This window comes from Streptomyces sp. NPDC050388, from assembly GCF_040655635.1.
GTDB lineage: Bacteria > Actinomycetota > Actinomycetes > Streptomycetales > Streptomycetaceae > Streptomyces.
In genome coordinates this window covers 1-10,750 of the sequence record NZ_JBFAKH010000142.1, presented here as the reverse complement: position 1 = coordinate 10,750, position 10,750 = coordinate 1, and the positions used below count along the sequence as shown (strand labels likewise).

Sequence of the window (10,750 nt, the reverse complement as noted above, 5' to 3'; positions counted from 1 at the left end):
GCGCGGGGGGGGGGCGCCCCCGCCGCGGGGGCGCGGGGGGGGGGTGGCTGCGCCACCCGCACAACCCCGATGCTGCGCATCGGGGTTGACGCTCCGTTCGCTGCGCTCCTGGAGCTGCGGGGACTGCGTCCCGCTCAGGCTTCCGCTGCGCTGCAGCCCGGGCCGGCGGGTTCGCTGCGCTCCCTCGCCTGACGGTCCTTCCGGCTGCGCCTCCAGGGCCGTTGGGGCCCGCTTCGCGGGCCGGGCTGGCTGCGAGAGTGGGGGTGGCTCGTTCGTGTCGGGTGCTGGTGTAGTGGGCGCATCAGGTTGATGCAGTATGTAGTGTTGGTGGAAACACGGGACACCCCTCAATCACCCGATGCGGGTCCAGGTGCCCGCGCCTTTCGGGAAAGGGAAAACGCATGTGGAGTGCTCAGGACGTGGCGCGGGATCAGGTCCGGCGTCAGGCGAATGGCCTGGACGTCGCCGCCGTTGCGGAGAAGGTGGCGGAGGCCGCTGTCCGTGAGCGGGAGACCGCGGAGCAGTTGAGGGGGAACGGTTCCTTCTATGAGTTCGAGATGGACCGGGAGCGGTTGGCTGTCATCTGGCTGGTCCAGCACGCTGAGTGGCGGCGCGTCAGGGACTTGATGACTGCAGTGGGTTGGAGTGTGTACGAGCCGGAGCGGGATGCTCAGGGCTCGGTGTGGGCTCGTGAGCGTGAGGAACGGTTTGCTGGTGCTCTTGCGGCGCAGGCCGGCTTGGGGGAACGGCGGGGGGAGGACGCGGATGAGCTGCGGGTGGAGGTCCGGTTGTCCGCCGCGTCCAGTCGGCTGATCCAGACGGTGGCCGGCCGGACGGGGCTGCGCCCCTCTGAGGTCCTGGCCCAGCTCGCCGAGCGGATCGTCGTGGGCGAGGACGGCACGGTGTCCGTCCCGCCCTTCACACCGTCCTGGTGACTTCCGAAGCGAATAGAAAAGAAGACAGAGGAGGAGCGTGGGAATGCTGGGTATTCGGCTTCGGGAACACCAGGTCGATCAAAAGTCGGCCTTCCGTAAGTGGGTGGGATTCCCTGCAAGATCATCTGTACCGTCGGAGGGGGCGCGGGGGACGATCGTGTCCGCGACCGGGTCGGGGAAGACGATCACCGCCGCCGCGTGCGCGCTGGAGTGCTTCCCGGGCGGGCGGATCCTGGTGACCGTGCCGACCCTGGACCTGCTCGCACAGACCGCTCAGGCGTGGCGGCTGGTGGGCCACCGCTCCCCGATGGTCGCGGTGTGCTCCCTGGAGAAGGACGAGGTCCTGGAGCGGCTCGGGGTGCGCACCACCACCAACCCGATCCAGCTCGCCCTGTGGGCCGGGAGCGGGCCCGTCGTCGTGTTCGCCACGTACGCCTCCCTGGTGGATCGCGAGGACCCAGAGGACCCCTTGGGCCAGGGGAAAGTTCGCGGGCCGCTGGAGGCCGCCCTGGCGGGCGGGGAGCGGCTCTACGGGCAGCAGATGAGCGGCTTCGACCTCGCCATCGTGGACGAGGCCCACTCAACCGCAGGTGATCTTGGCAGGCCGTGGGCCGCGATCCACGACAACGCCCGCATCCCGGCGGACTACCGGCTCTACCTGACCGCCACGCCGCGCATCCTGGCCACGCCCCGGCCGCAGCAGGGCACGGACGGGCGCGAGCTGGAGATCGCGAGCATGGCCGACGACCCGGACGGGACCTACGGTTCGTGGCTGGCCGAACTCGGGCTGAGCGAGGCCATCGAGCGGGGCATCCTCGCCGGATTCGAAATCGACGTCCTGGAGATCCGCGACCCCTCACCCGCCCTCGGGGAGTCCGAGGAGGCGCAGCGGGGCCGACGCCTCGCCTTGCTGCAGACCGCACTGTTGGAGCACGCGGCGGCGTACAACCTGCGTACGGTCATGACCTTCCACCAGAAGGTGGAGGAGGCCGCCGCGTTCGCGGAGAAGATGCCCCAGACGGCTGCGGAGCTGTACGGCAACGACGCCTCCGATGACGACCTGGCGGCTGCGGACGAGCTGCCGAAGTCGTCGATCGACGCACGGTTCTACGAGCTGGAGGCCGGCCGCCACGTACCCCCGGACCGCGTCTGGTCGGCGTGGCTGTGCGGCGACCACCTCGTCGCCGAGCGGCGCGAGGTGATCCGCCAGTTCGCAAACGGGATCGACGCGGCCGGTCGGCGGGTGCACCGGGCGTTCCTGGCGAGCTGTCGTGTGCTTGGGGAGGGCGTGGACATCACCGGCGAACGGGGCGTGGAAGCTGTGTGCTTCGCCGACACCCGCACCTCGCAGGTGGAGATCGTGCAGAACATCGGCCGGGCCCTGCGCCTCAACCGCGACGGCAGCACCAAGGTGGCCAGGATCATCGTGCCGGTGTTCCTGGAGCCCGGCGAGGACCCGACCGACATGGTCGCCTCCGCCAGCTTCCGCCCTCTTGTCGCCGTTTTGCAGGGCCTGCGCTCCCACGATGAACGACTCGTGGAGCAGCTTGCCTCCCGCGCCCTCACCAGCGGACAGCGCACCGTGCACGTGAGGCGCGATGAGGACGGGCGGATCATCGGGGCCGGCGGCGAGGGTGACGGCGAGGACCAGGAGCAGGGCGACACACAGGCCGCCGCCGGGTCGGCGCTGCTGCACTTCTCCACGCCCCGGGACGCCGCCACCATCGCCGCGTTCCTGCGCACGCGGGTCTACCGGCCGGAGTCCCTGGTCTGGCTCGAGGGCTACCAGGCCCTCATCCGCTGGCGGACCGAGAACAAGATCACCGGCCTGCACGCCGTGCCCTATGACGTCGAGACCGAGGTCGGCGCGACCAAGGCGTTTCCACTTGGGCGGTGGGTGCACCAGCAGAGGAAGGCGCTGCGGGCCGGTGAGCTGGAGGGGCGCCGCAAGGAGCTGCTCGACTTGCCGGAGGCCGGGATGGTGTGGGAGCCCGGTGAGGAGGCGTGGGAGGCCAAGCTCGCCGCGTTGCGGTCGTACCGGCGGGCCACCGGGCACCTTGCTCCGCGTCAGGACGCGGTGTGGGGTGAGGGCGAGGCGATGGTGCCCATCGGGCAGCATCTGGCCAACCTCCGCCGCAAGGACGGCCTCGGCAAGGACGCGGAGCGCGCGGCGGAGCGCGCGCAGCAGCTGACCGCGATCGACCCGGACTGGAACTGCCCCTGGCCGCTCGACTGGCAACGCCACCACCGCGTCCTCGCCGACCTCGCCGCCGACGAACCCCACGGCCGCCTGCCCGACATCCAGCCCGGCGTCCTCTTCGACGGCGACGACATCGGCAAGTGGCTGCAGCGGCAGAAACAGCCGGACACCTGGAAGCAGCTGTCGGCCGAGCAGCAGGGGCGACTGACAATGCTGGGCATCAGGCCCGCCCCGGCGCCGTCCGCGGCCCCGGCAGCCGGGCGTGCGGCCAAAGGGCCGGGCAAGGCGCAGCAGGCGTTCCAACGCGGACTGGCGGCCCTCGCACAATGGGTCGAGCGGGAAGGCGCCCACCGGCCTGTACCGCGCGGCCACGCTGAGAAGATTGCGGTCGACGGCGACGCAGAACCGGTAACGGTCCGGCTCGGGGTATGGATCTCCAACACCCGCGCGAGGCGCGACAAACTCAGCGCGGAACAGCAGGCCGCACTGCAGGAGCTGGGCGTCAACTGGGCATGACATTTCCGCACAAAAGACTCATCTTCGCGTGCCGTTTTCGCCTGGGCCGCTTGTGACCTGCCTTGCCTGGCGCTCGGGCCGCTTCGTACAGGGCGAGGGAGCGGCGGCTGGTTGAGGGAGGCCTTCCTTCATTCCCGAGGGGGAAGGACCTTCTGTTTCCCATCTCGTGCCGGGTTGTACGGGCAGACTGGCCGAGTTTCCGGTTCGGGGATGCTCCGGCGTGCTGCCAGGGCGGTCGCCTGGCCATGGCCGGCCTGTGAGCTCTTCCTCGCCGAGTTGCTGATGGCCGAGTGCGACGACCGGGCCCGCCGCCGCTCGGAACGGCGGTTCAAGGCAGCCGGCTTCGCACGCGAGAAGATGCTTATTGATCAGAAACTCATGGGGTTCTCGTCCAGGATGTAGCGGACGGTGGGGCCGCCGAAGTAGCCGCGGACGATGTGCGGCTGACGTTGCCGTCTGCGGAAGAACCGGCGGGTCTCGGCGGCGAGTTCGGTCTGGTTCCGGGCCCGGTGCTGCCGGGGCAGGCTGTGCTTGAGGTCGGCGTTGACCAGCTCGTCGGGGTTCAGCTCGGGCGAGTACGGCGGCAGGAAGTGCAGCTCGACGTCGTCGGGATGGGCGGCGAGCCAGGCGCGGACCTTCCGCGAGCGGTGGGCGGAATGCCCGTCGACCACGAGATGGACCTTGCGGTCGAAGTGGCCGGCGAGCCGGTCCAGGAAGCGGCACATCACCTCGGCGGTGAAGCTCTCGGTGAAGACCATGAAGTGCATCCGGGCCTTGGTGCTGATCGCCGACATCGCGTTCACCGAGAACCGGTTCCCGCTCCGCCGCACCACGGGGGTCCTGCCCTTCTCGCCCCAGGTACGACCGGTGACCTGGTCGGAGCGGATGCCGACCTGGTCGGCGAAGAGGATCTCGCCGCCGTCCTTCTTGGCCTTCGCACGGATCGCCGGCCAGGTCTCCTGGTGCCAGCGCCGGACAGCCTCGGGGTCCTGTTCCACCGCTCTCTTGTCCGGGCGCTGAAAGGACAGCCCCCATCGCTTCAGGTACTTGCCCACCCCGGGCTCGGTCAGCCGCACCCGGTACAGCTTCGCGATCAGCTCGCCCACCAACCGCCGCGTCCACAGCTGCCCGCTCAGGCCCACGTCGCGGGGCCGGTGCTCGAGGACCGCCTGACGTATTGCGGCCTGCTCCGCCTCACCGAGCAGCTGGTGCACACCGACCGGCTTGCCCCGGGGCCGCATGACCAGTGCCTCCCGGCCGCCGGCCTGCCACTTCGTCCACCACGTGTCGACCGCCTTCAGCGACACCCCGAACACCGCCGCCACGTCCTCACGGGCCCGCCCCGCCACCAATGCAGCCACCGCCCGCAGCCGCAGGGCCTCCTGTGCCGACGGCGACAGATGCCGCGCGTCCCCCACCAGATCGCTCACGCCCCACCCATGACCCAGAACCCAAACCGTTTCGGATCAATATGTCCCTGCAGTGACTGAAAGGTTACATAACAAACTGAGGCTGGGTGATTACTCAGCGAATCTTTCTGATAAAAAGGATCATCCAGTGACTCAACTCAGCGGGTTACTGGCGAGTCGTGCTGCAGCCGAGTTTCCCCTCGAATTCTCCACAGGAACTCCATGACCGAAACCTCCCCCCTCTCGCTCTTTGACCTCGTGCGTCGCGGCTACGACCGCAATCAAGTCGACAGCCGGGTCAACGAGCTTGTCGGTGACCGCAACAAGGCCCTCTCTCGCATAACCGCACTGGAACAACGCATCCAGGAGCTGCTGGCAGAGACAGAGGCCCCCCAAGCGCAGGACAGCGACGCTGAACCCTCGTATGCGCTCCTAGGTCCCCGCATCGAAGAGATCCTTCGTCTCGCTGAGGAAGAAGCCGAGGAGCTGGGCTGCGCGGCCCGCGAGGCCGCCGATCACGAGTATGCGGAGGCCGGGGCAGCGGCCGACCGTCTGCGGGCAGACGCCGACACGTTCGCGGCCGACCTCAAAGCCGAAAACGACCGACAGTCCATGCAAATGGTCGAGAACGCCCAGGCGCGGGCCGCCGAACTGCGCACTGAGGCAAACAAACACGCGGCCGCCGTCCGGGAGGAAGCAGACGCTTTCTTCGAAGACACCCGCACCCGCGCCGCCCAGGCCGCAGCGGATTTCGAAGCAGGTCTTGCCAAGCGACGCGACCAAGCCGAACGCGACCTGGCCTCACGTCGGGCGAAAGTCGAAGCACGACTCGCGGAAATCGAGCACCGCGCCGAACAAATGCGCCTGGAAGCCGAGAAGCTACGGAGGGACGCCGAACGCCGCGCCAGCGAGACCAAGCAAACAGCGCAACACCAGGCCGACGACATCCTCACCGAGGCGAACAACAAGGCCGACCGAATGCGCAGCGAATTGGAACGAGAACTCGCTGCTTTGACCATCCGCCGCGAGAGCATCAGCGCACAACTGACCAATATCCGCGCCATGCTCGCCACCCTTACAGGCAGCACAGCAACTTCAGCCCTTGCGTTCGATGACGAAACAACATCCACTGCACCTTGACTCCGTATCGAGGCACGAGGATTCGCCGGAGCCGAAGGAGTTCACTCAGCCGACTCGCTTTGTCACACCGGTGATCTACTCCCAGGTAGTGAAGGACGATCATTCCGGCTCGGAGGTGGAACTGCGGCGAGCGGTGTTCCATGAGCGCGGTACGTACAGGATGCTCGGGCGGATCTCGGGGTGCCGACGTAGCCGCAGCCGTGCAGGCAGGACACCCGCTTCCACGGCTGAGCGTGGGGCGCGGATAGTCGCCGCCTGCACTCCGGGAGAGGTACGCGGGCGGCACCAAGACAGGGGCGGGCCCGTTCATCCCCCGTGGCGGGCCCGCCCCCCTGTTCACCTCGCGGCGTTTCGAGCGGAGTTCACGTGCAGCGTTATTTATGTCCTGCCTATGGCTCGTCCGACGGTGGCGTTCACCCCCGCGTGAGCGGCCGGCAACGCCTTGGCCATCCCCTCCCCCACTCAGCGAAAGACCCCCACGTCGTGACTGTCTCCTTACCTGAGGTCCAGCCGGCCGGCCGGCACGCGGCCGTCCCCACGGGCAGCCTGTTCCGGCGGGTCTACGCACCGCGCGCCTGCGATGCCCTCGCCTACTCCATGGCGACCTATGCCATGCCGCTCGCCGTGCTGGCCACCACCGGCTCCGCCTCCCTGACCGGCCTGGCCTTCGCACTGGAGTGGATACCCCGGGTGGCCGTGTTCGGCTTCGCCGGCACTCTGGTGGACCGCAGCGGCGCGGCGATCGTGTGCTTCCTCGCCTCGCTGGCCCGCGCCCTGCTGGTCGCCGGCGGTGGTGTCGCGCTCGTCCTGCTGCCGCCGGGTACGGGCGAGACCGTCACCGTCATGGCACTGGCGGCGGTGACCGGGGCGCTGACACAGTTCAGCTTCATCGCCAACGAGGCGGTCGGCGCCACCGTCAGCCGCCGCGCCGACGGGCAGGCGCACAAGGTGCAGTCGGTGCTGATCGGCATCGACCAGACGGCCACCCTCGTCGGCCCGGCCCTGGGCGGTGTCCTGCTGCTCACCGGGCCGACCCGCATGCTGGCGTGCCTGAGCGTGCTGTCCTTCGCCTCCGCCGCACTCGCCCTGCAGACCCCGCCCACCCCCCTGCGCGCCGCCCGCCCCGGCGGACCGGCGCCGGGCGGCGGCCTGCGGGAAGGATGGCAGACCCTGCGCTCCCTGCCGTCCCTGCGCCGGCTCGTGGCCGGACTGGCCTGCTCCAACCTCATGCTCGGGCTGCTGCAGGCGGCCAGCCCCATCCTCGTGGAGGACCGCTTCGGCCACTCCGCGGCCGCCGCCGGCGCGCTCTGGTCCATCGCCGCGGCCGCCACCCTGATCGCGGTCGCCTGCTGCCGGGCCGGCCTGGACCGGCTCGGCCTGTGGAGGGTCGGCGTCATCAGCGCAACCGTCGCGGCCGCCGCCTGCCTCGCCGTGCCCCAGACCCCCTCCTACACCGGCTACGTCGCCCTCATCGCCCTGTTCATGGCCGCCGACGGAGGACTCACCGTCGTCCTGCGCACCCTCCGCTCCCAGGTCATCCCACCCGCCGCCTTCGGCACCACCCTCTCCCTGACCATCCTGCTCCTGCTGCTGCCCTTCCCCCTCGCGGGCCTCCTGCTCGCCCTCACCCCGCCGCCCTACCTGAACGGCCTCATCGGGGCCTGCGCCGTGCTGCAGGCGCTCACCCTGCTCGTCACCTTCCTCCGCCTGCGCAACGACCCCGCCCTCCGAGCCTGAGCTTCCCCCGCTGTGCGAGAGGTGCTGACTAGCTGGTCAGGGCGGGTTTGCGGGGTTTCAGGTTCGCTCGTTCGGCCGTTGCCTGGTCGGCGTAGTGCTTCGCCCACGTGCTCGGCGGGGGCGCCCGGTAAGGCGCTCTCCAGGGCGCCCTGCAAGGTGTTTCTCAGGGCGCCTCACCGATCCGGTCCTGACAAGAAAACCCGCACGTCACAGGCTTGGTCAAGGGGTGCCGGGCGCGCCGACTACTCCCCTGGGACACCCCTTTACGGGGCTTCTGCGGGCAGTACCGGCCCGGTTTTGCCGGGTCCCGGCGCCCTGCTCCGGGCATCGCCGCCGCCCAGACCGCCGCCGGGTGCTCGCCGAAGTTCACCGCCTCGCACGCGCGACACGCGCGCATCCTGGGCCGGGCCGGAGCAGCCGACCGAGCGGTGAAGAAGTTCCGGCGGCGGGGAGAATCGGGCGATGACCGACCGCCGCCGCCCGCTGGGCACCGGACCCACCCACGCCGACGTGTCCCGCATGCGGGACACCGGCCCGCCCGCGCCGCGCGCCCAGCTCGCCGCCGAACGCCTCCCCGCCGCCCCGGCCGCCACCGAACCAAAACCGCGTCCGGACGCCGGACGCCGCCCCCTGGACGCCGGCCCCACGGCGCCAACACTGGTAAACGCCGACACGCGTCAGCTCGGGTGCTGCATGTGCCACCGGTGGCGTCCGGCTACGGCGGCGAAGCTGGTTGACCACCTCGCCTGTTCGGGGAAATCGCGTGTACGCGGCTCCCTTCCCCGCCGGCCGCGCCGAGGCCCGCGAGGCTGGACGTCGACCACAACATGTGACTGAGCGCTCCAGTTGGCCCCTGAGCACTTGAGTCGGCCCGGCCGCCCCCTGATGCTTTGGGCGATCAGCTGCCGGCCGGGCGCGGCGAACGCGTCAGGGAGCGGGACTGTCGTCTTCGGCCGGCTCGTCCTGGGCCGTCAGGCCGGCCACCCACAACGGCATCAGCCAGTGCACTGCAAGGACTGCGACGAGTACCGCCGCCGCAGGCGCCGTGGGGAGACTGCCGTCGGCCGCACCCGCGGTCGACAGGCCGGCGGCGATTGCGGTGGCACCAAGGAGTACGGTCATCGCCCGGTGGGCGCGGGCCTGCACCCGGGCGCGTTCGGCGGACTGGCGTTCGTCCAGCGCTCGCTCGCGCAGTTCCAGCAGGCCACGGGTGGCCGCGTTGATCACCCCGGTCGCGACCATCCACGGCAGCAACAGCACCACCACCACGACGAATGCCCAGATCGGTTCCCCCTCCGCGAAAAAGAAGTAGGTCAGGAGCCCGCCGATGGCCGCGGTCAGCACCAGATGTGCGGCGACGACCAGGCGCCGGCGGGCGGCCGTGGCGTACAGCGGTCGGCTGCGGCGGTCGTTCATGAGCCGCAGCATGCCGCGGTCGTAGCGCGTCAGCGGCGTGGTCGTCATGGCGTCTTCCTTCCGTAGATCTCATCCGTGAGCGGCCGGAACGGCTCGAGGGAGAACAGCGCCTCCACCGGCAGCTCGAAGAACTTCGCGATCCTCAGTGCCAGGTCGAGGCTCGGGTTGTACTGCCCCCGCTCGATGTAGCCGATGGTCTGGTAGTGCGCTCCCACCGCCTCGGCCAGGCGCTGCCGCGACACCTTCCGCTCGGCGCGCACCATCGCCAGTCTGTTGTGCACCTGCTCGCTCATGTATAAGAACTACTACATTGTCAGTGAGGACTGCAACACCGGGCAGCACTTCTGTGGACCCGGGGGGTATCGCTGTGGCAGCTCTCACGCTCGGCCGGGCCAACCCAAGTGCTCAGGGGCCAACTGCAGCGCTCGATCACACCCCGGCCGGTGCGAAAGTTCGCGCCCGCCTGGTTACAGCTCGAACTGCAGGTGCTCGACGTCCGTGAACTGCACCTCCAGGCCGGTCGCGCGGCGGCCGCCGTCGCGGAAGTACACCTCCCCCAGGCCCTCGGCGGCGATGCCGCGCAGCTGCCGCTCACCGGCGCCGGCGTCCTGGGCATCGAAGAGGCCGGCCGCGTACTGCGGGGGCGGGGCGAGGGTGAGGTGGCGGAGGCGGGCGTCGTCGGTGGTGCCGGGGGGCGGCGGTGAAGCCGAAGCGGGCGCGGGTGGCCTGTGTTCACACGGGCGGTCAAGGGGTCGGGGCCTGGGAAAGCGGCGGTGGTCAAGGGGTGATCGCCTGGGAAAGCGAGGTGTCGGTGAGCAACCTGGCCCAGGCGGCGCTGGTGGCGGTCAGGAAGACCGGCACGGCATCCGCCGGGTCTTGACGGTAGCGCGGCAGGGGCTGGAGCGTCTTCGGCCGCCGACGGGTGGCGGCTTCTTCGGCCGGCGCCCGTCGGCGGCCGGGCAGGGGCGGCCCTGGGCAGCTTCGGTGACGCGGCGACAGCGGCCGGCAGCCGGCAGGGCGCTCTGCCAGGCGCTTCACAGGACGCTCTGCAAGGCGCCTGGCAAGGCGTTCTCCAGGGCGCCCCACAAGGTGTTCTGCAGGGCGCCTCACCGATCCGGCCCTGACGGGCAAACCCGCACGTCACAGGCTTGGTCAAGGGGGGCCGGGCACGCCGACTGCTTCCCTGGCAGACCCCGCCGCGGTGGCTTGCCCTGCAAGTTGCCCTACAACTTGCCCGCCAGCTTGCTCTACAACTTGCCTCTCAACTTGCCCTACAACGTGCCTCAGCCGACCGGGCCGAACCGGTAGTTGTCAAGTCAAATGAGACGTTTACTTCGCTATGAGATTTGTGATTCGGTTTGCGCTCGTTTGATGGGGTCGTTGATCCAGACCTGGCC

The 10,750-nt window shown here is 69.8% G+C and carries 8 protein-coding genes and 1 pseudogene; 5 read left to right on the top strand and 4 right to left on the bottom strand.

Going from position 1 to position 10,750, the window contains the following annotated elements; genetic code table 11:
- The 3 genes from AB0I73_RS38400 to AB0I73_RS38390 all read left to right on the top strand — a co-directional run.
- A partial coding sequence (locus tag AB0I73_RS38400) for a hypothetical protein (RefSeq protein ID WP_363045041.1) occupies positions 1 to 192 on the top strand: 192 nt, incomplete at its 5' end.
- Between the two features lie 209 nt (positions 193 to 401).
- On the top strand, positions 402 to 935 hold the full coding sequence (locus tag AB0I73_RS38395; protein WP_363045040.1) for a hypothetical protein: 534 nt from the start codon (positions 402 to 404) through the stop codon (positions 933 to 935).
- A gap of 43 nt (positions 936 to 978) precedes the next feature.
- Positions 979 to 3,651 carry a Helicase associated domain protein gene (locus AB0I73_RS38390; RefSeq protein ID WP_363045039.1) on the top strand — a complete coding sequence of 891 codons (2,673 nt, stop codon included), beginning with the start codon at positions 979 to 981 and terminating at the stop codon, positions 3,649 to 3,651.
- 368 nt (positions 3,652 to 4,019) lie between these two features.
- On the opposite strand, the gene AB0I73_RS38385 is transcribed toward AB0I73_RS38390, so the two are convergent.
- On the bottom strand, positions 4,020 to 5,021 hold the full coding sequence (locus tag AB0I73_RS38385) for an IS630 family transposase (RefSeq protein ID WP_363045042.1): 1,002 nt from the start codon (positions 5,019 to 5,021) through the stop codon (positions 4,020 to 4,022).
- Positions 5,022 to 5,282: 261 nt separating this feature from the next.
- Here AB0I73_RS38385 and AB0I73_RS38380 point away from each other — a divergent pair, with 261 nt between their 5' ends.
- The gene (locus AB0I73_RS38380) at positions 5,283 to 6,200 is read left to right on the top strand and encodes a cellulose-binding protein (protein WP_363045038.1); all 918 of its coding nucleotides are present in this window, start codon (positions 5,283 to 5,285) and stop codon (positions 6,198 to 6,200) included.
- A 483-nt stretch (positions 6,201 to 6,683) separates the two neighbouring features.
- Positions 6,684 to 7,937, top strand: a complete 1,254-nt coding sequence (locus AB0I73_RS38375; RefSeq protein ID WP_363045037.1) for an MFS transporter — start codon at positions 6,684 to 6,686, stop codon at positions 7,935 to 7,937.
- Positions 7,938 to 8,864: 927 nt separating this feature from the next.
- Here AB0I73_RS38375 and AB0I73_RS38370 read toward each other — a convergent pair.
- The 3 genes and pseudogenes from AB0I73_RS38370 to AB0I73_RS38360 form a co-directional block, all read right to left on the bottom strand.
- A complete protein-coding gene (locus AB0I73_RS38370) occupies positions 8,865 to 9,401 on the bottom strand; it encodes a hypothetical protein (protein WP_363045036.1) in 537 nt (178 codons plus the stop codon).
- Positions 9,398 to 9,646: a helix-turn-helix transcriptional regulator gene (locus tag AB0I73_RS38365; protein WP_363045035.1), complete on the bottom strand. Its 249-nt coding sequence runs from the start codon at positions 9,644 to 9,646 to the stop codon at positions 9,398 to 9,400. Before AB0I73_RS38365 ends, AB0I73_RS38370 begins: the two co-directional genes overlap by 4 nt.
- Positions 9,647 to 9,820: 174 nt before the next feature.
- Positions 9,821 to 10,076: pseudogene (locus AB0I73_RS38360) on the bottom strand (XRE family transcriptional regulator); the annotation flags it as partial.
- Between the last annotated feature and the right edge of the window lie 674 nt (positions 10,077 to 10,750).

Excerpts from the sequence above, each read along its gene's own strand:
- AB0I73_RS38395 (WP_363045040.1), top strand. The coding sequence starts at position 402 with ATGTGGAGTGCTCAGGACGTGGCGCGGGATCAGGTCCGGCGTCAGGCG.
- AB0I73_RS38370 (WP_363045036.1), bottom strand. The coding sequence starts at position 9,401 with ATGACGACCACGCCGCTGACGCGCTACGACCGCGGCATGCTGCGGCTC.
- AB0I73_RS38390 (WP_363045039.1), top strand. The coding sequence starts at position 979 with ATGCTGGGTATTCGGCTTCGGGAACACCAGGTCGATCAAAAGTCGGCC.
- AB0I73_RS38365 (WP_363045035.1), bottom strand. The coding sequence starts at position 9,646 with ATGAGCGAGCAGGTGCACAACAGACTGGCGATGGTGCGCGCCGAGCGG.
- AB0I73_RS38380 (WP_363045038.1), top strand. The coding sequence starts at position 5,283 with ATGACCGAAACCTCCCCCCTCTCGCTCTTTGACCTCGTGCGTCGCGGC.